Origin of the sequence: Aciditerrimonas ferrireducens, from assembly GCF_023130475.1 — a bacterium.
GTDB lineage: Bacteria > Actinomycetota > Acidimicrobiia > Acidimicrobiales > UBA8190 > Aciditerrimonas > Aciditerrimonas ferrireducens.
This window is the reverse complement of sequence record NZ_JAKHEX010000019.1, coordinates 16637-38421: the sequence shown is the minus strand read 5'-3', so window position 1 is coordinate 38421 and position 21785 is coordinate 16637. Positions and strand designations below refer to the sequence as shown.

General features: G+C 74.3%; 21 protein-coding genes and 2 pseudogenes. 5 read left to right on the top strand and 18 right to left on the bottom strand.

What is annotated here, in order from left to right; all coding sequences use genetic code 11:
- Positions 1-11: 11 nt before the first annotated feature.
- Genes Acit_RS10280 through Acit_RS10270 form a run of 3 tightly spaced genes read right to left on the bottom strand, consistent with a single transcriptional unit; the run spans position 12 to position 2660 of the window.
- A complete protein-coding gene (locus Acit_RS10280) occupies positions 12-875 on the bottom strand; it encodes a MaoC/PaaZ C-terminal domain-containing protein (protein ID WP_248108763.1) in 864 nt (287 codons plus the stop codon).
- Positions 876-879: 4 nt separating this feature from the next.
- Positions 880-1836, bottom strand: a complete 957-nt coding sequence (locus tag Acit_RS10275; RefSeq protein WP_248108761.1) for an SDR family NAD(P)-dependent oxidoreductase — start codon at positions 1834-1836, stop codon at positions 880-882.
- Positions 1836-2660: an SDR family NAD(P)-dependent oxidoreductase gene (locus Acit_RS10270; protein ID WP_248108758.1), complete on the bottom strand. Its 825-nt coding sequence runs from the start codon at positions 2658-2660 to the stop codon at positions 1836-1838. Before Acit_RS10270 ends, Acit_RS10275 begins: the two co-directional genes overlap by 1 nt.
- 235 nt (positions 2661-2895) lie before the next feature.
- Here Acit_RS10270 and Acit_RS10265 point away from each other — a divergent pair, with 235 nt between their 5' ends.
- Positions 2896-5103 carry an acetate--CoA ligase family protein gene (locus Acit_RS10265; RefSeq protein ID WP_248108756.1) on the top strand — a complete coding sequence of 736 codons (2208 nt, stop codon included), beginning with the start codon at positions 2896-2898 and terminating at the stop codon, positions 5101-5103.
- 55 nt (positions 5104-5158) lie between these two features.
- Here Acit_RS10265 and Acit_RS10260 read toward each other — a convergent pair whose 3' ends face one another.
- On the bottom strand, positions 5159-6517 hold the full coding sequence (locus tag Acit_RS10260) for a M20/M25/M40 family metallo-hydrolase (RefSeq protein WP_248108754.1): 1359 nt from the start codon (positions 6515-6517) through the stop codon (positions 5159-5161).
- Positions 6518-6568: 51 nt separating this feature from the next.
- Here Acit_RS10260 and Acit_RS10255 point away from each other — a divergent pair, with 51 nt between their 5' ends.
- The gene (locus Acit_RS10255) at positions 6569-7717 is read left to right on the top strand and encodes a hypothetical protein (RefSeq protein ID WP_248108752.1); all 1149 of its coding nucleotides are present in this window, start codon (positions 6569-6571) and stop codon (positions 7715-7717) included.
- 63 nt (positions 7718-7780) lie between these two features.
- Here Acit_RS10255 and Acit_RS10250 read toward each other — a convergent pair whose 3' ends face one another.
- From Acit_RS10250 to Acit_RS13990, 6 genes and pseudogenes are all read right to left on the bottom strand, one after another.
- Positions 7781-8206, bottom strand: coding sequence for a type II toxin-antitoxin system VapC family toxin (locus Acit_RS10250; RefSeq protein WP_248108750.1), 426 nt, complete (start codon positions 8204-8206; stop codon positions 7781-7783).
- Positions 8203-8460 (bottom strand): type II toxin-antitoxin system Phd/YefM family antitoxin, encoded by a 258-nt coding sequence (locus Acit_RS10245; RefSeq protein WP_248108748.1) that lies wholly within the window; start codon positions 8458-8460, stop codon positions 8203-8205. The genes Acit_RS10250 and Acit_RS10245 overlap by 4 nt, the downstream gene beginning before the upstream one ends.
- A 66-nt stretch (positions 8461-8526) precedes the next feature.
- Positions 8527-8814: a hypothetical protein gene (locus Acit_RS10240; protein ID WP_248108746.1), complete on the bottom strand. Its 288-nt coding sequence runs from the start codon at positions 8812-8814 to the stop codon at positions 8527-8529.
- A gap of 111 nt (positions 8815-8925) precedes the next feature.
- The gene (locus Acit_RS10235; RefSeq protein ID WP_312710484.1) at positions 8926-10125 is read right to left on the bottom strand and encodes a DNA recombination protein RmuC; all 1200 of its coding nucleotides are present in this window, start codon (positions 10123-10125) and stop codon (positions 8926-8928) included.
- Between the two features lie 52 nt (positions 10126-10177).
- On the bottom strand, positions 10178-10903 hold the full coding sequence (locus Acit_RS10225; RefSeq protein ID WP_248108744.1) for a hypothetical protein: 726 nt from the start codon (positions 10901-10903) through the stop codon (positions 10178-10180).
- 94 nt (positions 10904-10997) lie between these two features.
- Positions 10998-12047, bottom strand: a pseudogene (locus Acit_RS13990) (APC family permease); the annotation flags it as partial.
- Here Acit_RS13990 and Acit_RS10215 point away from each other — a divergent pair.
- On the top strand, positions 11935-12189 hold the full coding sequence (locus tag Acit_RS10215) for a hypothetical protein (protein WP_248108740.1): 255 nt from the start codon (positions 11935-11937) through the stop codon (positions 12187-12189). The pseudogene Acit_RS13990 and the gene Acit_RS10215 sit on opposite strands and share 113 nt — an antisense overlap.
- Positions 12190-12324: 135 nt before the next feature.
- On the opposite strand, the gene Acit_RS10210 is transcribed toward Acit_RS10215, so the two are convergent.
- Entirely contained in the window at positions 12325-13125 is an 801-nt protein-coding gene (locus tag Acit_RS10210; RefSeq protein ID WP_248108737.1) for a thioesterase family protein, read from the bottom strand.
- Positions 13126-13326: 201 nt separating this feature from the next.
- On the opposite strand from Acit_RS10210, the gene Acit_RS10205 reads away from it, so the two are divergent.
- Positions 13327-13872, top strand: coding sequence for a PadR family transcriptional regulator (locus tag Acit_RS10205; RefSeq protein WP_248108735.1), 546 nt, complete (start codon positions 13327-13329; stop codon positions 13870-13872).
- Here the strand turns inward: Acit_RS10205 and Acit_RS10200 are convergent.
- Entirely contained in the window at positions 13830-14540 is a 711-nt protein-coding gene (locus Acit_RS10200; RefSeq protein ID WP_248108733.1) for a TetR/AcrR family transcriptional regulator, read from the bottom strand. The genes Acit_RS10205 and Acit_RS10200 overlap by 43 nt on opposite strands.
- Positions 14541-14630: 90 nt before the next feature.
- Between Acit_RS10200 and Acit_RS10195 the strand changes: the two genes are divergently transcribed.
- Positions 14631-16670 (top strand): MMPL family transporter, encoded by a 2040-nt coding sequence (locus tag Acit_RS10195; protein ID WP_248108731.1) that lies wholly within the window; start codon positions 14631-14633, stop codon positions 16668-16670.
- An 89-nt stretch (positions 16671-16759) separates the two neighbouring features.
- On the opposite strand, the pseudogene Acit_RS13185 reads toward Acit_RS10195, so the two are convergent.
- From Acit_RS13185 to Acit_RS10165, 6 genes and pseudogenes are all read right to left on the bottom strand, one after another.
- Positions 16760-17143: pseudogene (locus tag Acit_RS13185) on the bottom strand (zinc-binding dehydrogenase); the annotation flags it as partial.
- A 228-nt stretch (positions 17144-17371) separates the two neighbouring features.
- Positions 17372-17740, bottom strand: a complete 369-nt coding sequence (locus Acit_RS10185; protein ID WP_248108729.1) for a hypothetical protein — start codon at positions 17738-17740, stop codon at positions 17372-17374.
- Positions 17737-18597 (bottom strand): DODA-type extradiol aromatic ring-opening family dioxygenase, encoded by an 861-nt coding sequence (locus tag Acit_RS10180; RefSeq protein WP_248108727.1) that lies wholly within the window; start codon positions 18595-18597, stop codon positions 17737-17739. Before Acit_RS10180 ends, Acit_RS10185 begins: the two co-directional genes overlap by 4 nt.
- A 25-nt stretch (positions 18598-18622) precedes the next feature.
- The gene (locus tag Acit_RS10175) at positions 18623-19456 is read right to left on the bottom strand and encodes a citryl-CoA lyase (RefSeq protein ID WP_248108725.1); all 834 of its coding nucleotides are present in this window, start codon (positions 19454-19456) and stop codon (positions 18623-18625) included.
- On the bottom strand, positions 19453-20697 hold the full coding sequence (locus tag Acit_RS10170) for a CaiB/BaiF CoA transferase family protein (RefSeq protein ID WP_282436763.1): 1245 nt from the start codon (positions 20695-20697) through the stop codon (positions 19453-19455). The genes Acit_RS10175 and Acit_RS10170 overlap by 4 nt, the downstream gene beginning before the upstream one ends.
- Before the next feature lie 95 nt (positions 20698-20792).
- On the bottom strand, positions 20793-21665 hold the full coding sequence (locus Acit_RS10165) for an IclR family transcriptional regulator domain-containing protein (protein ID WP_248108721.1): 873 nt from the start codon (positions 21663-21665) through the stop codon (positions 20793-20795).
- Positions 21666-21785: the final 120 nt, after the last annotated feature.

The following is a 21785-nucleotide window of genomic DNA, read 5'->3' as shown; positions in this document are numbered from 1 at the left end:
CCCCACCCCCTCTAGAGGGCCGCCACCTCGCAGCGGCCCTGGTCGACGACCACCTGCCCGGAGCTGGCGGTGGTCTGGAAGATCGCCCCCTGCTCGTCCCGCCAGATGCTGACCGCCAGGGACTCGCCGGGGTAGACCGGCTTCGAGAACCGGCCCTCCATGGCCACCAGCCGGGCCGGGTCGTGGTCGCAGAGCGCCTGGAGCAGGGCCCGGCCGGTGAAGCCGAAGGTGCACAGGCCGTGGAGGATCGGCCGGGGGAACCCGGCTGCCTCAGCGAAGGCCGGGTCGGCGTGCAAGGGGTTCCGGTCCCCCGAGAGCCGGTAGAGGAGGGCTTGGTCGGGCCGGGTCCGGAGGGTGACCACCTCGTCGGGGGGCCGCTCGGGCGGCTGGTGCCGAGGGCCGCTCGGGCCCCGGTCCCCGCCGAAGCCGCCGGCCCCCCGGAGGAAGGCCTGGGCTTCGAGGGTGCAGAGCAGCTCCCCGTCCTCGGCGTCCCGCAGCTCGGCCTGGCTCACCAGGAGGGCCCCGCTGCCCTTGTCGTAGACGCCGGCCAGCCGTCCCCGGACCAGGGCCCGGCCCTCGGGGGGCAGCGGCCGGTACCAGCGGACCCGGCGGCCCCCGTCGACGAGCATCCGGTGGTCGACCTCCCCCAGGTCCGAGACCCGCACCGGGGGCCGGCCGACGATCGTGGCGAAGGTCGGGAGGACCCGCTGGGGCCGGCCGGTGGTCAGCTCGCTCACGAAGGCCAGTTCGGGCCCGAGGGGGTCCTCGGCGGCCGCCCCGACCCCGAGGGCGTAGAGGATGGCGTCGGTGGCGCTCCAGGTCCGCTCGACCGGTTCGCTCCACGCCCCGGTGACCTTCGACGGGTCGATCCCCACGGTCTCACTCCTTTGCGTCGCTCGTGCCGACCGGTTCGCCGGCTGCGCTGGCCTGGGCTGCCAGCTCGGCTGCGCGGGACGCCTGGGCGCCGGCGACCGCGGGCCGGAAGCTGCGCTCGAGGGCCGAGAAGATCCCCTCCAGGTCGAGCTCGCCGGCCCAGGTGACCTGGCGGGTGACCTGGGGCATGGCGTAGAGGCCGATCTGGGTGCCCCGGGCCGAGAGGACCTGCCCGGTCAACCAGTCCGAACGGGTGCTGGCCAGATAGCAGACCAGCGGTGCGATCCGCTCCGGGGAGCGGTCGTCGGCCCCCGGGCCGCCCCGCCGGCGCTCCGCGGGGATGGACTCGGTCATGCGGGTGGCGGCCGCCGGGGCAACGGCGTTCGCCGTGACCCCATAGCGGCCGAGGGCGTTCGCGCAGCTGAAGGTGAAGCCGACGATCCCCATCTTCGCCGCCGCGTAGTTCGGCTGGCCGGGGGCCCCGTGGAGGCCCGAACCGGAGGTGAAGGTGACCAGGCGGTAGTGGCCCTCGGGGTTCCGCTGTGCCCGCCACCAGACCGCGGCGTGGCGGGCCACGTTGAAGGTGCCCTTCAGGTGGACCGCCACCACCGCGTCCCAGTCCGCCTCGCTGAGGTTGAACAGCATGCGGTCCCGGAGGATCCCGGCCGCGGTCACCACCACGTCGAGGTGGCCGTAGGCCTCGACGGCCCGCTCGACCAGGGCGGCGCAGGCCCCGAAGTCGACGACATCGGTGGCGTCGGGGAGCGCCTCGCCCCCGGCCCGGCGGATCTCCTCGGCGACCTGCTGGGCGGGCTGGTCGCTCGGGCCGCTCCCGTCGAGGGCGACCCCGAGGTCGCTCACCACCACCGCGGCCCCCTCGGCGGCGAGCAGGCGGGCCACGGCCGCCCCGATGCCCCGCCCCGCCCCGGTGACCAGGGCGACCCGGCCCTCGAGGATCCCCATCAGGCCCCCGTCCCGGCAAGGGGCAGCGGCGTACGGCCCAGCTCGGCCAGGAGCTCGGTGGAGAGGACCACCCGCCCGGTCAACTGCCGGGGGTCGGCGGTCACGAGGGCCGCGACCGCCTCGGCCATGACCTCGGGCCCCTCGAGCTCTTGGGTCGGGTCCCCGGGGCGGACCAGGCCGTGGAACCGGGTCCCCGGGGTCGGCACCACCCTGGCCGGGGCGACCGCGTTCACCGCGATGCACTGGTCGTAGACCTCGGCGGCCAGGCCGGTGGCCAGGCGTTCGAGGGCCGCCTTCACCATGCCGTAGACGGTGCCACCGCCCCGGCGGGCCCGCTCGGGCGGGGGCATGGCCGGGTGGCGGGCGGCCAGGGACGAGACGAGGCAGATCCAGCCCCGGCGGCGTTCCTGCATGGCGGGCAGCACCAGCTGGGCCAAATGAAGGGCGGCCAGCACCTGCACCTCGACCATGAGCTGGGCCCGGCGCAGGTCGAAGGTGGCGACCGGCTCGAAGAAGGTCACCGCGGCGTTGTGCACCAGCACCTCGACCGGCCCGGCAGCGGCCGCCTCGGCTGCCAGGTGCTCGCGGGCCTCGGCCCGGGCGAGGTCGGTCGGCACGACCAGGGCCTTGCCGCCGGCCCGGCGCACCGCCTCGGCGGTCTCGGCCAGGGACCCGGGCAGCCGGTGGCCCCCGGGCTCGGCGGTCCGGGCGGCGAGGACCACGGTCGCCCCCTCGGCCCCGAGGCGCTCGGCGATGGCCGCCCCGATGCCCCGGCTGGCGCCGGTCACCACGGCCACCTTCCCCTCGAGCAGGCCCTCGCCCATCGCCCCTCCCCGGCCCGGCGGACCCCACGCCCGCCCTCCCATGGTGAACCGAAGGGCGCTGAGCGTCAACCGGAGAGGTACCTGTTCGGAACACGACGCACGGCTGCGGCCCGGCGGACCCCGGCTGCTGGGCCCAGGTGGTCGGCCGAGGCGGGCGAGGGTCGTTGCGAGGGACCCGGGGCGGGCGGAGAATCAGCCAAAGGGCACCCGACGGGGGCGCCTCGGGGGAGGGGCGATGGGGAGCACGACGGGAGCCGCTCGCCGGGGGGCAGGGCGGCGCCGACTGGACCCGGGTCGGCTCGGGGCGTTCTTCCGGCCCCGTTCCCTGGCCCTGGTGGGGGCCACGGACGCGTCCCGGTGGTCCCAGGCAACCTTCGAGAACTGGCGGGCCCACGCCGGGGACCGGCCGGTCTACCTGGTCCATCCGCGCCACCGGGTGGTCCACGGCCAGGCGGCCTACCCGTCCCTCTCGGCCCTGCCCGAGCTGCCGGACCTGCTGTTCGTCATGGTGCCCACCGAGGCGGTCCTGGGGGTCCTCGTCGAGGCTGCCGACCTCGGGGTCCGCCACGCCGTGGTCCTGACCGCCGGGTTCGCCGAGGCCGGCCCGGCCGGCCAGGCCCGGGAGGCCGAGCTGGTGGCCCTGGCCGAGGAGCGGGACCTCGTGGTCCTCGGGCCGAACGGCAACGGCTTCGTGCACGCCAGCGTCGGCTGCTGCCCCTACGGCCTGCCGCTCCCCGAACCCCTGCGGCCCGGGCCCCTGGGCATCGCCCTGCAGAGCGGGGGGCTGGCGAGCGTGGTGCTGGCCATGGCCCAGGCCCGGGCGATCCGGCCGAGCCTGGTGGTGGCGAGCGGCAACGAGGCGGTCCTCGAGGTGGCCGACGTCCTGGCCTACCTGGTGGAGGACCCCGCGACGACGGCGGTGGCCCTGTTCCTGGAGACCATCCGCTCCCCCAAGCGCTTCGCCGAGGCCGCTTCGGCCGCCCTGGCCGCCGGCAAGCCGGTGGTGGCCCTCCACGTGGGCCGTTCCCAGGCCGGCCAGGCGGCCGCCCTGGCCCACACCGGGGCGGTCGCCGGGGACGCCGCCCGCACCCGGGCCTTCCTGGAGCACCTGGGGGTGGTGCCGGTGGACAGCCTGGAGGACCTGCTGGCCACCGCCGGCCTCCTCGCCGCCCTCCAGCGCGGCCCGAGGCCCCGGCGGCTGGGGCGCCGGCTGGGGGTCGTGGCGGTGTCGGGCGGGGCCTGCGACCTCATCGCCGACCGGGCCTCGGACGAGGGCTTCGAGCTGCCCCCCTTCCCGGCGGCCACCCAGGCGGCGCTCGGGGAGCGCCTGCCGAGCTTCGCCGCCCTGCGGAACCCCCTGGACGTGACCGGCTACGTGGTGGTCGACCCGACCCTCTCGCTGCGGGCCCTGGAGGTGGTGGCAGCGGACGCCCCGGGCACCTTCGACACCCTGCTGTTCCAGCTCAGCCTGCCCCGGGTGGCCCCGGCGGACCCGAGCCCGCTCGTGGCCCGGCTGGCCCAGGTGGCCGCCCTCCAGGCCGGCTCGGCGGTGCCGGTCGTGCTGCAGGCCAGCGGGGGCGGCGACCTGGGGGGTTTCGCCGGGGAGCTGGCCGCCCGGTTCGACCTCCACCTGCTGGACGGGATCGAGCACGGCATGGGGGCCCTGGGACGGGCCATGCGCTGGCAGGAGCGCCGGGAACGGCGCCTGGACCGGCCACCGCCCCCGCCGGTCGGCACCCTGGCCCCACCCCCCGGGGCCCGGGGCGTCTGGGGGGAGCTGGTCGCCCGGGGGCTCTTGGCCGACCACGGGATCCCCCTGGTGCCGGCCGAAACCGCCCGGGACCCCGAGGAGGCCCTGGCGGCGGCAGACCGGCTCGGCTGGCCGGTGGTGCTGAAGCTCGTGGCCCCCGGCCTGGCCCACCGCTCGGACCTCGGCGGGGTGGCCCTGGACCTGCGCCGCCCCGAGGAGCTCCGGGCCGCCGCCCTGCGACTCCTCGAGCTGGCGGCGCGGCAGGGCGTCGAAGGTGCTGGCCTGCTGGTCTCGCCGCTCAAGCGGGGCGGGGTGGAGCTGCTGGCGGCGGTCCAGCGGGACCCGCGCCTCGGTTCGTTCCTGGTGCTCGGGGCGGGCGGCACCCTGGTGGAGCTCCTGGCGGACCGGGCCCTCCTCCCCTTGCCCGCGCAGCCCGACGACGTCGCAGACGCGCTGACCGGGCTCCGGATCGGCCGGCTCCTGGCCGGGGCCCGGGGTCGGCCGCCGGTCGACCAGCAGGCCCTCCTGGCGGCCATCGGGGCGCTCGCCCGCCTGGGCCAGGCCCTGGGGGATGCCCTGGACACCGTGGAGCTCAACCCCCTCCTCGCCACCCCCGAGGGGGCCTGGGCCCTCGACGCGCTCGTGGTCTGGGCCACCCCGGCCGCCGAGGCCGACCCCTCACCGAGCCGCTGAGACCAGCAGGCCACGGACCGGGGCTCGGGGCCCCCGGCGACCCGTTCAGCCGGCTTCAGCCGGCGAGGTCGGCGAAGTGGCCGGGCAGGGCGGCGAAGAGCTCGGCCGAGCGGCGTAGGGACTCGACGTCGACCCGCTCGTCGTTGCCGTGGAACATGGCCTGGAAGTCCCCGAGGGGGAGGCGCTCGCTGAAGAGCCCGAACCCGTAGGCGGGGACGCCGAGGGCCCGGAAGAACCGGGAGTCGGTGCCCCCGGCGACCAGGAAGGGCAGGAGCTCGCTGCCCGGCACGATCTGCTGGGCGCTGCGGGCCAGGGCGTGCCAGAGGGGCGTGTCGGTGGGCGACTCGCTGCCTGGGTCCCGGTGGCGCTGGTCGATCTCGACCGAGGGGGCCAGGTCCCCGAGGGCAGCGGCCAGCCGGGCCGGCACCTCGGCGGGGTCCTCGCCGGGCAGGATGCGGATGTCGACCTCGAGCTCGACCCGGTCGGGGATGACGTTCGTCTTCGTCCCGCCGTGGGCCACCGTCGGGGTGAAGGTGGCCCGGGTGGCGGCGTGGGCCTGGGCGGCCAGGGCCTGGGGCAGCTCGGGGAGGACCCGGTCCACCCCGGCGGGGTCGAGGAGGGCCTCGGTGAGCTCAGGGGGCAGGCCGAGGCCCGCGACGTAGGCCTCCCAGACCGGCAGGACCCGGACCTCGGGCTCGCTGGCCAGGAGGCGCTGGACGACGAGCGCCGCCTTGGCCAGGGCGTTGTCGGCCCCAAAGGGCTGCGAGCCGTGGCCGGGCCGGCCGTGGACCACGAGGCGGGTCCAGTTCACGCCCTTCTCGGCCACGACCACCGGCAGCTTCGTGGCCCCCGAGGGGGTGCGAAGCGGCATGCCGCCGAACTCCGAGACCACCCCGTGGACCCGGCGCAAAAGGGGCAGGTGCTCGACGAGCCACTTCGCCCCGAGGTGCCCGCCGGCCTCCTCGTCGGCCACCGCTACGTAGACCAGACCACAGGGCGGGCGGCCCCGGGCCAGGAGGTGACGGAGGGCCACGGCCATGGTGGCCGTCAGGTTCAGCATGTCGACCGCCCCACGGCCCCAGACCTCGCCGTCGACCAGCTCGCCGCCGAAGGGGTCCCGGCGCCAGCCCTCGGGGCTGACGGGCACGACGTCGGTGTGAGCCAGGTAGACGAGGACCGGGCCGTCCGGCCGGGGCGGGTCGACACTGGCCACGAGCGAGACCCGGCCGGGGGCGGGCTCGTAGCGCTCCAGGTCGACGCCGCTGCCCTCGAGAAGGGCGGTGAGCACCGCGGCGTTGCGGTGCTCCTCACCCGAGCCCTCCGAGCCGTCGTTCACGCAGGCGTTGCGGATGAGGGTCTGGAGGAGCTCGACGGTCTCGCCTTCGAGCCGATCGGCCTCTTGGGACGCCCCCACCTGCCCCACCCTACTGGGGAAGGTGGCGGGAAGGGTCGGTACCATCCGGTCGTGCCGAGCTCCCTCCGGCTGGTCCTGGCCGTCGTCGGCGGGGCGCTCACCCTGGCGGTGCTCTGGAGCATCCTGGCCAGCTTGGTCGTGCCGCGAGCCCATCGGTCGGTCCTGGTGCGGAGCCTGGACCGGGGCATCGAGGCCGTCTACGGGCTCCTGAGCCGCCCCCTTCGGACGTGGGAGGCCAACGACCGACTCCTGGCCTCGCAGGGTGCGGTCGAGGTGCTGGGCACCCTGGTGGTCTGGGTGGCCCTGTTGCTCGTGGGCGGGGCGCTGCTTTTGGAGCCGGTCACCGGCCGGTTCCCCACCGGCTTGGCCGAGGTGGCGGCCGCCATGGGCACCCTGAGCCTGCCGAGCCACCCCGACGCCTGGACTCGGGTGGTCTGCACCGGCGCCGCTTTCACCGGCATGGCCGTCATCGCCCTCCAGGTCGCCTACCTCCCAACGCTCTACGCTGCGTACAACCGCCGGGAGACGCTCGTGACCCTGCTGGCCGCTTCGGCGGGCCTGCCCCCCTGGGGCCCCGAGCTGCTGGCTCGGACCCGGGTCGGCTTCGTCCGCCAGGACCTGGCTCCCCTCTACGGCGACTGGGAGCGCTGGGCGGCCGACGTGGCCGAGAGCCACACGACCTACCCGGTCCTGCTCCGCTTCCGTTCCCCCCAGCCCACCTCGTCCTGGCTCGTCGGGCTCCTGGCGGTCCTCGACGCCGCGGCGCTGCACCTGTCCCTTGCGCCGAGCAGCGCCCCGGTGGAGGCCCGGCTCTGCCTGCGCATGGGCTTCACCTGCCTGCAGGAGCTGGCGGAGACCGTCGGGGTGCCGGTCGACCGGGATCCCCGCCCCGACCAGGGCATCGAGCTCACCGAGGCCGAGTTCGCCGAGGGCGTGGCCCGACTCGCCGAGGTCGGCTTCCCCATCGAGCGGCCCTCGGCTGCCGCCTGGCGGGACTTCCAGGGGTGGCGGGTGAACTACGAGCCTGCGGCCTACGCCTTGGCTCGCCGGCTCACGGTCGTCCCCGCCCCCTGGACCGGCGATCGGCGCCGTCGGCTCCCCGAGGTCCCGGTGCGGACGGTCCGGAACCGCACCCCCGAGGACCCCGAGGGCCGACGCACCCCGGCTCGAGACGAGACCGGTCGGCCACCGGGCCCGTGAGGTCGGACCGGTCGGCCTCTCGTCACACCGGTCGGCCACGTCGAAAGCCGGCAGGCGCTCTGCTCATTGGGCCAGCTCGGCCGTCGCCATCCCCATCGCTCGAGCTGCAGCGCACAGCGCGCCATCGCCTGTCGCCACGACCGTCTGGGCGTCTGCAACGGACCACGCCGAGGCCAGGTGGACGGCGTCGTAGCCGCGAAGGCCGAACCGCTCGGCCAATGCGCCGGCTTCCCGGACGAGTCTCTCGGTGACCTCGACCAGGTCGAGTTGCTCGTGGAGGTCGTCGAACGCCCGGACCGCTTCTCGGAGTCCTGAGGCGTCGAGCCGGTCGAGTCGACGAGCCATTGCCAGAGCAGCCCTGCCTTCCGCGTAGACCAGTCGGGACGAGACGGCCCGGTCGGCCTCGTCCCAGAGCCGCGACGCAACCCTGCTGGAGGGCTCCTCGATGAGGATGGGAACGATGGCAGAGGTGTCGAAGTAGACGATCAACGGCGCTGGTCGCCGACCAAGTCGCTCACACCGCCGCGACTCGCCACCCGACGAGCGGGCCTGCTCCGTCGCGGCCGGGATGCTGGGCGCACGATCCCCGCGGCGACGGCACGATCCAGCGCACGCCCGCCCTCGATCGGGACGATCCGGGCGACGGCCATGCCTCGGGCAGTGACGACGACCTCTTCGCCCTCCTGCACCGACGCCAGGTAACGGCGCAGGTTCTCTCGTAGTTCTCGCACGCCGACCTCCACGGTTCAAGTGTACGCGAAGAGGTGATGTGTGTGTCTACCGAGGAGGGTGGGGCTGCCGGCAGCGACTCAGAGCGTGTTCGGGTTCGTGAGGCAGCTGTCGACCGGCGGCGCTCCGGCGAGCCGTTGGGCGATGAACTGCAGGACGTTGTGCTGCGCCTCGTCGTCGGTGAGGAGGTGCTCACCGGGGTAGACGGCGGCCTGGACCGCCGTGCCGGTGGTGCAGAGGTCGTGGTAGGTCGCGTCCTCCACCGAGGTGGGCACGATCTCGTCGACGATCCCCCGGTCGTTGTAGACCGGCACGGCGATGCGGGCACCGGGGAGGCCCGGGCTGTTCTCGTCGAGGGCTTCGCCCACGGTCGGGAGGAGAGCAACTGCCCGGGTCGGACCGACGGCGGCAACGTGGTCGGGACGTCGGAGAACGATCCGTTCGGACCGCTGTGTACGAGCGGCGCGCCGCTTCGCTCCTCACTGCTCGGGGGAGCGGGCACCCGGGAGTTCCCGGGGTTGAGTGGTGAGCACCGGGGGCTCTTCGGGCAGCTCGGGCCCCGACACCACCCCGAGGTCCTCGAAGCGCCGGGCCTGGGGGAGCAGCCGGCTGGTGAAGGATCCGACCGCCTCGTTATAGCGCCGCACCGCCTGGTCGAGGGACTGGCCGACCCCCGAGAGGTGGGTGGTGAACCGCTGGAGGCGCCGGGCCAGCTCTTGGCCGAGGGCTTGGACCTCTCGCGCTGACTCTGCCAGGCGTTCGTGTTGCCAGCCGGTGGCCGCGGCCTTCAAGAGCGCCACCAAGGTGACCGGTGTGGCCAGCAGGACCCCCCGGGTGAGCGCGTCGTCGAGCAGTCCCGGGTCGGCCTCCAAGGCGGCGGCCAGCAGGTGCTCCCCGGGAACGAAGGCCACGACGGACCCGACGCTCCCGGCCAGCTGCCGGCTGTAGCCCCGACTGGCCAACGCCTCCACATGGGTGCGCAGCTGCCGGGCGTGGCGCTGCAGGTGGGCTCGCTGCGTCAGACGGTCCTCGGCCTGCTGGGCGTCGAGGTAGGCGTCAAGGGGCACCTTGGCGTCGACCACCACGACGGCGCCGCCGGGCAGGTGCACCACCAGGTCCGGCCGTGCCCGGCCGTCCCCGTCCTCCCCGGGAGCCAGCGCCCGCTGCTCCTCGAAGTCCACGTGGTCGACCATCCCCGCCGCCTCCACCACCCGGCGCAGCTGCAGCTCGCCCCAGCGGCCCCGGGCCCCGGGGTCCCGAAGCGCCCGGAGGAGCGCCTGGGTGCCCTGCCCCAGCTCCCCCACCCGCTGGCCCAGCTCGCGGACCTGGGTCAGCAAGCCTTCGTAGGCCCCGGCCCGAGCCCGCTCGAGCTCTCGCACCTGGTCCTCGAGTTTCGCCAGGTGCTCCCGCAGGGGGCCGACCACCCCGGCGGTGGCCTGGCCCACGGCCTCTTGGGCCTGGCGGAGCTGGTGGTTCGCCTGGGCCAGGAGGGCCTGGTGGGCGTGCTCGAGCGCGGGCCGCTGGCTCGCTTCCACGGCTGCTCGCACCTCCTGCCCGATGGCCGACCGCAGCTCGAGCTCGGCCCGCAGCCGGGCGAGGCGAGCCCGGGCCAGCAGGAGCCCGATCAGCAGGCCGAGAACCAGGCCGATCGCCAGACCGAGCAGGAGGTGGGCGTTCACAGGGGCATCCTACGAATGCCCTGTGACACCCCGGGGGAGCGAGAACCGGGGCTCAGGCACCCTCGGGTGCTGGCGGCGAGGGCGACGAGAACGGAGCCGGGGCGGGGGCGGGCGCCGGCGTCTGCGCTGGGGCAGGCGAGGGCGGCACCGCTGCTGCAGCCTGGGCCCCGCCGCCGGCCAGGATGTCCTGCAGCTCGGGGGTGGAGAACCCCGAAGCCACGCCCCAGTAGTAGCAGACCAGCCCGACGGCGGCCGCCACGATCGTCCCGACGGTGAAGGAGACCGGCTCGGTGGTATGGGGGCCGAGGTCGGCCGTCCAGTACTCCAAGGGGAACAAGGCCAGCATCATCACCACCAGCCAGACACTGGCCCGGACGTGGCGACGGCCTTCCTGGTTGGCGAGGAGGTAGAGGCCGACGAGGTAGAAAGCGACACAGGCCGACGAGGCGATGTCGTAGGTGGCGAAGCTCCAGAACCCGTGGCGGGCCGGGTCGACGGGGGTCACGACCCGCATGACCCAGCCACCCCGGAACTGGATGAAGATCCACGCGGCCAGGAAGACGGCGCCGAGGACCCCGATCTTGGGACGGTCGACCCAGCCGTGCTCGGCGGCGTAGTACCAGCCGAAGATGGGCAAGCCGACGAAGACCGCCGCGTAGACGTCGGCGAGGGTGACGTAGGTGGTCCAGAAGACGATCATGACCGCTGCGAGGAACCCCACCGGCGCCCAGAACCACGCCCCCCCGGAGACGGAACGGGCGGTGGAGATTCGGCGCATAGCGCCGGAGGACCGGGAGGCCGACGCCGCCCATGATGTAGGTCAGGACGGTGGTCGAGGTGATGAACCCGACGAGCTTGTACCAGCTCGGTGCAGGCACGAAGAACACGCAGCCGATCACGAGGGCGATGAGGAGGGAGAGCCAGGGCACGCCGAAGCGGTTGTGCCGCGTGAGGGCCTTCGGCCCGAATCGTCCCACCCCGAGACCGTAGGTGGTTCGGGTGGCAGTGCCGAGGTAGATCCAGCCGGTGCCCGACGGGGAGATGCCGGCGTCGTAGAGCAGCAGGGAGGCGAAGGTGGCGAGCGCCCCGATCCCAGCGGCCTCGAGTGCCGAGTACAGGGGGGTGGAGGCCCACGAGCTCGAGGCCAAACCGGCCCAGTTGCCCGGGTGCACGCCCGCCTTGTGCCAGACCAGGGCGCCGATGAACCCGACCTGGAGGAGGGCGTAGATGAGCATGCCGAGGACGATGGAGAGGATGGTGGCCAGGGGCACGTCCCGAGCCGGCCGGATGCTCTCGCCGGCGAAGTCGAGCGCCTGGCGGAAGCCCAGGTAGGCGAAGATGATGCCGGTGGTCGAGAGGGCCACGAAGACGTTGGCGGTGCCGGTGGCGAAGAACCCGCCCTGGAGGCCCGTGAAGTTCGAGGATCGGAAGGCCACGAACAGCATGCAGAACGTGGCCGTGGGGATGATGATCTTCCACCAGGTGAACCACTTGTTCCACTCGCCGAGCAACCGGACCCCGAAGAAGTTCACGAACGCGAAGAGCACCATGAGGCCGATGGCGAAGCCGATGCCCGACCCGGTGAGCACGACCACCCCGTGCCGAGTGGCTTTGAAGCCCGCGCTCGGGTAGCGGCCCCCGACGTAGGTCACGACCGCCTCGGCCTCGATGGCCGGCACGGCCAAGGCCGTCAGCCAGTAGGTCCACCCCATGATCCAGCCGGTGGCCGACCCGTGGGTCAGCTGGGGGTAGCGGACGATCGCGCCGCTGCGGGGCAGCATGCCGGAGATCTCGGCATAGGAGAGGGCGATGAAGATGATGAAGACCCCGCCGATCACCCAGCTGAGGATGGAAGCCGGGCCGGCGACCGACGCCGCGGCCAGGGCCGCGAGCAGCCAGCCCGACCCGATGATGGCCCCCATGGACAAGAACAGCAGCGAGGTGAAGCCGAGCGATTTCCGCAGGTGGACGTCGGCCTGTTCGAACGAGCCGAGCGGCTCGGCGGTCCCGGCGCCCGGGGTTCCCGGCGACGGGACGGCAGCGGCGACATCAGAGGCCATGTGAGACCCCCTCTCCCTCCCCCTGCCCACCTTGCGGTGGACACCTGCCGCATGATACCCTCCAGCCCTCCGAGGAGGAAGGACCAGGGCGTCCAAGCGATCTCCGGGCGGGACCTGCTCCCCGCAGCCCAGCCGGTGCTCAGCCGCCGAGGCGGATGCCGGCCAGCTGGGTGGCCTGACCAACGAGGCGGCCGGTGCGGTCCCACGCCATGCAGGTCTCGTCGAAGCGTTCCCCGGCGACCAGCTGGGCGGCCTGCCGCAGCCGTAGGGGCCCCGGCGCCGGCCGGGCCCGCAAGTAGCAGGTGAGCTCGAGGGTCGGCACCCAGCCGGTCCGCGCGATGTCGAAGCTCGCCGGGGGGAAGGCGTCGAGGGCGAACAGGAGCGACAGGGGGTCGAAGGGCCGTTCGTCCCGGAGGGCCAGCCAGCCCTCCACCACCCCACGACCGCTCGGCTCGCCCCGGGCGAACGCCGTGCATGCCGGGTCGAGGCGGACCTCCACCTGGTCCATGAGGGCCACCCGCACCCCGCTCGGGTTGGTCCCGGACGACGGCACGCAGGCCTCGAAGGGGACCTCTGGTGCCCGGGGGGCGCCTTGGTCCCAGTGGACGGGCTCCTCCCCGAGCCGCCCCTGGGTGAAGAGGGCGGCGACACAGACCCGCTCCTCCTGGCGCAACTCGGCCCGCAGCTGGCTGGCGCTCCGTCCGGCCCGCAGGAGTCCCACGTCGATGGTCACCGTCCCCGGATCGGGTGCCCAGAGGAAGTGGGCCGAGACGGCCACCGGGTCCGGATGGGGGCTCGAGGCGGCCACCGCCCGCCCCAGCATGGCCAACAGGTAACCCCCGTTCGGCTTCGGCCCGATCGTCCAGCCTGGGCTCACCTCGCCCCGGTAACGGCCCGGGGCGATGGTCTCGACCGCCGTCGCCTCGTCGAAGGGGATCATCCCCGGCACGCTACCCCGCACCCGACGCCCCCCGACCCCCTCCGATTGATCGTCGAGCTATCATCGATATATCGATACTAGGCGCGGATGCGCCCAGACGTGGAGGTGACGATGCACGGGAGGAACCGCAACTGGTGGGCGGACCCTGGCGGTCCGTGGACAGCCGGATGGGCTGGCCCGGCGGGGGCAGGCAGGATGGGCATGGGCATCGGCGGTCCGGGACCCTGGGCCGGTGGTCCCGAGGGTCTCGGACCGGGGGGCTTCGGACCGGGGGGCCGGCGTCGAGGTCGGCGGGGCCGCGGCGACGTGCGGCACGCGGTCCTGGCCCTCTTGGCGGAGCGCTCGATGCACGGCTACGAGATGATCGCCGAGCTGGAGGAGCGGACGGGGGGCCTGTGGCGACCCAGCCCCGGCTCGGTCTACCCGACCCTGCAGCTCCTGGAGGACGAGGGACTGGTCCAGGCCGAGGAGGAGGAGGGTCGCCGCCGCTACTCGCTCACCGCCGAGGGCGAGCGGAAGGCGGCCGAGGTCCTCGAAGCCGGGGCACCCTGGGCTCGGTTGCGCGACGCCGTCGGCGGGCCGCGCCTGGCCCTGCGGCACGCCGCCGCCACCACCCTCGCGGCGGCTCGGCAGGTGGCCCTGGTGGGCGACGAGCACCAGCAGGAGCAGGCGGTGGCGATCCTCGAGGAGGCCCGCCAGCGGCTCTACCGGCTCCTCGGCGGGGAGGCGGCGGGCGGGACCCCCTGAGGGGGTCCGCCCGGGCGGTCCGAGGGTCGACGACGAGGGTTCCGCCGGCCGGGCCGCCGCCACCCGGTCTCGAGGAGGTCCCAGATCGCCTGGGTCGCCTCGGCCGGTTCGAGGCGACCCTCGACGAGGTGTCGACGGGTGGCGCCGAGGAGTCCGAGGAGGAGGTCGACGGCCAGGTCGGGGCCGGCGGGCAGGGCGAGCTGGCCCCGGCTGGCCGCCTCCTCGAGGGTGCCGGCGAGCAGCCGTCGGAGAGGCTCGAGACCGCTCGCCACTGCGGCGCGCACCACCGGCGAGCCGGCCTCGGAGTCGAGGTGCTCGACCGACACCCGGTGCTCCTGGCTGGCGAAGCGGGCCAGCTGGTCCCCGACCACCCATTGGAGCCGTTCCACGGGGTCCTCGATGGCGCTGGCCGTGGCGAGGACGTCGGCCACGCTCCGTTCGACCTCCCGGCTGACCCACGCAGCCAGGACATGGTCGACGTCGGGGAAGTAGTGGTACAGGGTCGCTCGGGACACCCCGGCCCGATCGGCCAGGGCCGACATGGTGAGCCCAGCCAGGCCCCGTTCGCGCAGCAGCTCCAAAGCCGCGTCCAGCACGACGTCCCGCTGGGCAGCCCGGTGGGCCTCGACGGCCGACGCCCAGCGACCCGCGGCCCTCCGGCCGCGCATCTTCTTGACAGATTGTCTAGGTTCCGACGTAGTGTCATCATTCATGACGGCTCGACGGGGACGCTACCTCGGCCGGGGGGTCGCCGGGGGGTGGTGGTGCTGGCCGTCGCCCTCCTCGGGATCTGCGGCCCGCTGGCGGGGAAGCTGAGCGCCCATGAGGACAACGCCCCGACGACCTTTCTGCCCCGTGGCGCGCCCGCCACTCGGGTGCTGGCCTTCGAGGAGGCCCATCCCGCGGTCGGTGGCTCCCCCGCCGTCGTGGTGTTCGCCCGGCCGCACGGCCTCGGGCCCAACGGACGCCGGGCCGTCCAGCGCTTCGTCTCGGCCGTCCGAGAGGCCCGGCTGCGGGACGCGGGGACACCGTCGGCGCTCCAGGTCTCCCCGAACGGCAAGGTGGCCCTCGTGGAGATCTCGCTGGCCCCCACGATCGCCCCGGGCGTCTTGGACCACGACGTCGCGACCCTGGCGCGCCTGGCACGGCAGGCCGCGCGCACGAGCGGACTGTCGGGCCTGCGGGAAGCGGTGGGGGGACCGGCCGGCTCGGCAGCCGACGTCGCCCGGGCGTTCGCCGGGGTCGATGGGCGCCTCCTCGGACTGACGGTCGCCATCGTCGTCCTGCTCCTCCTGCTGACCTATCGCAGCCCCGTGCTGTGGTTGCTGCCGCTCCTCTCCGTCTTCGTGGCCGCTGGCTGGGCCGAAGGGGCCGCCTACCTCCTCGCCACCCACGGGTTCGTGGTGAACGGCATGACGGTCGGCATCTTGACGGTGGTCGTCTTCGGGGCCGGCACCGACTACGCCCTGCTGCTCGTGGCCCGGGTCCGAGAGGAGCTGACCCAGCACGAGGACCACCGGGTGGCGGTGATCCGGGCCCTGACCCGCACCGGGCCGACCATCCTGGCCTCGGGTGGAACCGTCGTCCTGGCCTTGCTCTGCCTGGGCCTGGCCCACCTCCGGGACGTCGCCGCCCTGGGCCCGGCCTGTGCCGCCGGGGTGGCCTGCGCCCTCGTCGCCCAGCTCGCCGTGCTCCCCGCGCTCCTGGTGCTCTGCGGACGCCGGGTGTTCTGGCCGCGCATCCCCCGCCCGGGCGGACCGCCGGCGGCCACGAGCCGCCCGTGGGCCCAGGTGGCCCGGCGCGTCGTCGACCGCCGTGTCCTGGCGGGATCGTCGGTCGCCGTGGTCCTCGGTGCCTGCTGCTTCGGTCTCCTCGCCTACCGGGGCGGGGTGAACCAGCAGAACGGGTTCCGGGGCCGGGTCGGGGCCGTCGTGGCCCAGGAGCTCCTCGCCGAGGGTTTCCCGCCGGGGGCGAGCGCGCCGGCGACCATCCTCGTGCGGCCGCCGAGCCGGCTGGCGGCCGCCGAGGCGGTGGTCCGGTCCACTCGCGGCATCGTGGCCCTCGGGAGCCCCCGGGTGCTGCCGGACGCGGCCATCCTGACCGCCACGCTGGCCGGCGCACCCTCGGGACGGCTCGCTGCGTCGACGGTGGCTTCGCTCCAGCGGCGACTCGACGAGGCGGTCGGCCCCAGGACGCTGGTCGGTGGCGAGACCGCCACCGACCTCGACCTGCACGCGGCGGCGGTCCACGACACCGAGCGGGTGCTGCCGGTGATCCTGCTCGTGGTCCTGGTCGTCCTCGGGATCCTCCTGCGGGCAGTGGTGGCACCGGTGGTGCTGGCGGCCTCGGTCCTGTTCTCCTACGTCGCCTCCCTCGGGGTCAGTGCCCTGGTCGTCACCCACCTCTTCCACTTCCCCGGCTTCGACCCCACCGTCCCGATCTTCGGGTTCGTCTTCCTGGTGGCCTTGGGCGTGGACTACACGGTGTTCCTGGCCAGCCGGGCCCGAGAGGAAACCGCTCGGTGCGGCGCCACCCGCATCGGCATGGCGCGGAGCCTGGAGGCCACCGGTCCGGTCATCACCGCTGCCGGGGTGGTGCTGGCGGCCACCTTCGCTGCCTTGGCCGTCTTGCCCCTCGTGGCCCTCACCGAGGTCGGCTTCCTGGTCGCCGTCGGCGTGCTCCTCGACACGTTCCTGGTCCGCAGCGTCCTCGTGCCGGCCATCGGCAGCACCCTCGGCGAGCGCTTCTGGTGGCCGACCCGGCCGGCGCGGCAGGCCAGCGTGCCGCCCGAGGGCTGACAGAGCCGAGGGTGCCTCGGCTCAGGAGGCGGCGGGGTCCACGAGGACGACCACCCGACCCGGGCGAGGGCGTGGGTCTCGGTCCGCACCCGCAGGACGCCCCCGGCGGCCAGGTCGAAAACCTTCGCCAGGGTCGCCATGGTCTCAGCCGGGGTGAGGCTGGCGTTCGTGTAGCCGAGGACCGAGAGGCTCCGGCTGCGGAGCACCGTGGAGGGCGCCTGGAGGGCCGGTCCGGCGGCGCTGCCGAGGTTCACGAACCGGCCCCCGGGTCGGAGGGTCACGAGCGCCGCGTCGGCCGGCGGACCGCAGAGCGGGTCGAGGACGAGGTCGTAGCCCTCGGGGCTGGCGGCCAGGAAGGCCTGGCGCAGGGCCTCGGGGTCGGGGTGCTGGCGCAGGTCGACGGTCTGCTCGGCGAGGGCCCCGAGGGCCGAGGCGCTGCGGGCGGGGGCCTGGAACCAGACCCGGGCCCCCACCGGGAGCGAGCCCGAGGCCAGGACCCGGCCCACGCCTTGGACCCTGGGCACCGAGGGCAGCGGCGGCGGCCCGAAGTACGAGACCCCCGACGCGAGGAGCAGGTCCAGCGGGCTGATCGGCGCCGCCTCGACGGCCAGGAGGCTCTCGGCTTCGCCGGGCACCGGCTCCGGCCAGGAGCCCGGTTCGGGTGGTGCCCCGGCCCGGTGAAGGACGGCGGCGCGCACGGCTCAGCAGGTGCTGATGTCGGGGTAGGGCTTGCCGAGCCAGTCGGCCAGGCGAGCGGCGTAGGCCCGCTGGAAACCGAGGGGCTCAGGGTGGTCCCGCTCGAAGAGCCCGATGAAGAGGGTCAGGGTCAAGAAGGGGTGGGCGCCGAGGGCGAAGAGCGCCGGGTAGTCGTGGGTGGCGAGGGCCTCGCGCTCGGCGTCCTCGAAGGCCAGCCAGCTGGAGCGCTCCTGCTCGTGACAGGCGAGCAGACGGTTGGCCATCTCGGCCTCCCACCAGGCCACGGTGCCCCGGGGATCCTGGCGGTAGCGTTCGAGGAGGTCGGGGTCCCGGTCGACCGTGTAGAGGAACTTGTCGAGCAGGTAGCGGCTCACGTCCCCTCCTTCGGGTACCAGGTGAAGTAGGCCTCCATGGTGTGGAACAGGTCCAGGCTGTCGACGTAGTCGGCCGGGGTGCCGGGGCCCGCCGCCCCCATCATGAGGAGGAAGTCCATGAAGCCGTGGGTGGCGTTGCCCGGCTCGGCGAGGCTCTCGAGGGTCACCTCGCTGAGGGCGCCCTCCACGTCGGCCTCGGCGATCCAGCGGACCGCCTTCGCGTCGAAGGCCGGGTCGGGCCCGTGCGGCCCGAACTGGCGGGGGCCGCCGAGCTCCAAGGAGAGGTGGCCGGTGCCGATGATGGCCACCCGCTCGTCGGACTCCCACTCCTCCACCATGCGGCGCAGCGCCTGGCCGAGCTCGACGAACCGCCGGGGCTGGGGCATGGGCGGGGCGAAGATGTTCGTGTAGAGGGGCACCACCGGCAGGTCGGCCTCGGGCCGCAGGGTGATGATGGGGCAGGTCACCGAGTGGTCCAGGCGGAGCTCGTTCGAGAAGGCCAGGTCGAAACCGAGGTCGAGGCCCCGGCGCAGGAGGTGCCGCGAGAGGGCCGGGTGCCCCTGGAGCCGCATGCGGGGCAGCCCGAACTCCCGCTCCTCGTTGTACCAGTTGGCGTCGTAGACCGGGGCGGCTCCGACGAGGAACTGGGGCATGTTGTCCAGCCAGAGCTGGTGGAAGTGGTCCGAGCCGACCAGGACGAGCACGTCGGGTTCGGCCACCCGAAGCGTCTCCCGGAACGCCTCGATCTTTCGGACCCAGGTGTCCACGGAGGCCGGCCGCTGGTCCGGGGGCTGGGTGGAGGCCCGGTAGTAGAACGGGTGGTGGGTCGAGGCCACGACGGCCACCAAGGGCGCCACGGGGTCCTCCTTCCTCTCGTCCGGCTCACCCTTCCCCGTGGCCGGCTGGCGCCGGCCCGGCGTCGGGGTAGGGATGGGCCTCGAAACGGGCATGGCGTTCGACGTGGAGGTAGATGTCCATGCCGACCGGGGCCCGAGCCTCCTCCGCCAACTGGCCCAGGAGCCCGCCGGCCCGGGCCACCAGGGCCACGCCCCGCAGCACGGCGGAGGGGACGCCGAGATCCATGAGGGCGGCCCCGCAGACCCCGGCCCCGTTCAGGACCAGCCGGCGGCCGAGGACCTCAGGGTGGACCCGACCGATGGCCGAAAAGAGCGCCAGGTGCGGCCCGAAGCTGCCCTCCTCGCGGGCGATGGCGAGCAGGCGGGGGGTCCGGGGGTCCTGGACCTTGTGGACCGGGTGGCCGAGGCCCGGCACCAGGCGCCTCGCCGCTCGGGCCTCGGCGAGCACGGCCCGGGCCAGCTCGTCCCAGCGCTCCGGGTCGGCCTCGGGCGCGGGCAGGTCCCGTCCGGCGAGGGCCTCGGCCAGGAACCGCCCGGTGTCCTCCGTCACCCCCAAGAAGCGCGAGCCGCCGCCGAGCAGCCCGGCGGCGAAGGCCCCTTGGAGGGCGTCAGGGGCCGACAGGTAGGTCAGGCGGGCGGCGATGGCCGTGGGGGTGAAGCCGTGGTCGGCGAGGGCTACGAGGACGGCCTCGAAGAGCCGGACCTCCCCCGGCCGGGGTCGGCGCTGGCGGCAGAGCCAGAGCACCAGCTCGCCGAACCCGACCCGGCCCATGAGGTCCTCGGCCAGGTCCAGGCCCATGAGGGTGATGCCGACCTCGGTGGAGGCCCCGAGACCCGTGGGGTAGGCGGTCTCGCTCACTGGTCCGTCCCCGTCCCGGCTCGACCGGCCTGGCCCGCGGCCCCGCTCATTGGTTGCCCGGCCCCCTCGGTCAGCCAGCGCCGGACGAGCGCCCCGTCCTGGTCGAGCGCCGGGGGGGCGAGGTCGTAGCGAGGCGGGGTCCTGGAGAGGCCGATGGGGTGACGAACCATGGGGAAGCTCGGCTGGTCGCTTGGGACCGGCACCGTCGGTGCCAGGCCCAGCCGCTCGGCCATGGCCACGCCGTCGTCCACCGTCAGGATCGGGGCACAGGGCACGTCCCGGGCGATGAGCAGGTCGAACCACTCCCGGGCCGGCCGGGTGCGCAGCCGCTCGACGAGGAGCGGACGGAGGATCTCCCGGTTCGCCGTTCGGTCCTCGTTCCGGGCGAACTCCGGCCGCTCGGCCAGCTCGGGCACGCCCAGGACGTCGACCAGCGCCCGGAACTGCCGGTCGTTCCCGGCGATGACCACCAGCTCGCCATCGGCGGTCGGCAGGGGCTCGTAGGGGAAGAGGCTGGGGTGGGCGTTGCCCATGCGGTAGGGCACTACGCCGCCGACCACCCACGCCGTGGTGTGGTTCGCCATGCCCGAGAGGGCCGAGGCCATGAGGCTCACCTCGACGTGCTGTCCCTCGCCGCTGCGTTCCCGCTCGGCCAGGGCCGCCAGGATGCCGACCGTGGCGTGCAGGCCGGCCAGGATGTCGAACACCGCGATGCCGCTGCGCATCGCCGGTCCCTCGGGGTCACCGGTCAGGCTCATCAGGCCGCTCATGGCCTGGACCATGAGGTCGTAGCCCGGGAGGCCGGCGCCCTCGCCGTTCGACCCGAACGCGGTGATGGACGCCATGACGCAGCGGGGATTCCGGGCATGGACCCGCTCCCAGTCCAGGCTGTAGCGGGCCAGCTGACCGGGCCGGAAGTTCTCGATCATGACGTCGGCCCGCTCGACCAGCCGTTCGGCGAGCCGCCGGTCCTCCTCGTCCTTCAGGTCCAAGACGACTGAGCGCTTGTTGCGGTTGACCGAGAGGTAGTAGGTGGCCACTCCCTCGTGGACCGGCGGCATCCAGGTCCGGGTGTCGTCCCCGGCCGGGCTCTCGACCTTCACCACCGTGGCCCCCAGGTCCCCGAGCAGCATGGTGGCGTAGGGCCCCGCCAGGATGCGGGAGAAGTCCGCCACCAGCAGACCCGCCAGGGGGCCTCGCGGGGCGGGATCGAGCTCCGGGGCCGGGGACGATCCGCTCAGCACCACGGACGTCCCCCCACGTCGCCCACCCGGACAGGCCTGTACCACCCCATGTGTCCACTCCTCGGAATAGCGTCCGATCAGCGGGAGCGACGTTAGCGACGGCGGGACGGCCGAGCAAGGCCGTCCGGTCTCCCGGCTGCCGCCAGGGTCCTGGCGCTCGAGGCGTGGTTCCGTTGGCGCAGCGGCAGGGCTTCGAGGCGGGCCAGGTCGGCCTCGATGGCGTCGCGGGCCTGGAGCAGCCGGGGCAGGTGGTGCCCGACGAGGTGCTCCACCGGCGTCTCGAGCACGTGGGTGTTGACGTTGACGGCGGCCACCACCGTGCCGTCGGGCCGGCGGATCGGGGCACCCACGGAGCGGATGCCCTTGGCGAGCTGCTCGTCGGTGAGGGCCCAGCCCTGGGTGCGGACCGCAGCGAGATCGGCGGCCAGCTCCGCCCGGGTGGGCTGCCAGAGGGGACGGACCTCGGAGCGGCTCGGGATGCGCAGGACCCGGTCGAGCTCCTTGGCCCCGAGGGCCGCCAGCATGACCTTGCCGAGGGAGGTGGCGTAGGCCGGGAAGCGGGTGCCGATCCTGACCGCCAGGCCGACCACCTTGGGGACCGCCACCCGGGCCACGTAGACGACGTCGGACCCGTCCAGTTCGGCGATCGAGCAGGACTCGCCGGTCTGGCGGGAGAGGCGCTCGAGATGCGGTGCCACGACGTCCCAGAGGCCGACCGACTGGACGTAGGCCAGGCCGAGGTCCAGGACCCTGGCGGTCAGCGAGTAGCCCCGCGCCCCGGCTCGGACGTAGCCGAGCTCCTCGAGGGTGAGCAGGATGCGCCGGACGGTCGGGCGGGCGAGGTCGACCCGGCCGGCCAGCTCGGCGAGGGTGAGCTCCCGGTCGCCGCTTTGGAAGGCCCGGATCACGTCCAGCCCCCGGGCCAGGGCCTCGATGAACTCAGGGGCGGTGCTGCGCCGGGTCATGGCCCTCCAGGCTGTCCTCGGGACCGAACGGGCGGACAGCGCAGTGTAGGGCCGAGGACCCGGACCACGAGCGAGCGGGCAGGGGCCTGCCGTTGCCTCCTCGCCGCCCGCGCTCTAGCC

Bases quoted from the DNA above. Each gene is read 5' to 3' on its own strand.
- Acit_RS10210 (WP_248108737.1), bottom strand. From the start codon at position 13,125: ATGATCCCCTTCGACGAGGCGACGGCGGTCGAGACCATCGCCCCGGGC.
- Acit_RS10265 (WP_248108756.1), top strand. From the start codon at position 2,896: ATGGGGAGCACGACGGGAGCCGCTCGCCGGGGGGCAGGGCGGCGCCGA.
- Acit_RS10205 (WP_248108735.1), top strand. From the start codon at position 13,327: ATGGGCATCGGCGGTCCGGGACCCTGGGCCGGTGGTCCCGAGGGTCTC.
- Acit_RS10200 (WP_248108733.1), bottom strand. From the start codon at position 14,540: ATGCGCGGCCGGAGGGCCGCGGGTCGCTGGGCGTCGGCCGTCGAGGCC.
- Acit_RS10165 (WP_248108721.1), bottom strand. From the start codon at position 21,665: ATGACCCGGCGCAGCACCGCCCCTGAGTTCATCGAGGCCCTGGCCCGG.
- Acit_RS10225 (WP_248108744.1), bottom strand. From the start codon at position 10,903: ATGCGCCGAATCTCCACCGCCCGTTCCGTCTCCGGGGGGGCGTGGTTC.
- Acit_RS10215 (WP_248108740.1), top strand. From the start codon at position 11,935: ATGAAGATGATGAAGACCCCGCCGATCACCCAGCTGAGGATGGAAGCC.
- Acit_RS10275 (WP_248108761.1), bottom strand. From the start codon at position 1,836: ATGGGGATCCTCGAGGGCCGGGTCGCCCTGGTCACCGGGGCGGGGCGG.
- Acit_RS10270 (WP_248108758.1), bottom strand. From the start codon at position 2,660: ATGGGCGAGGGCCTGCTCGAGGGGAAGGTGGCCGTGGTGACCGGCGCC.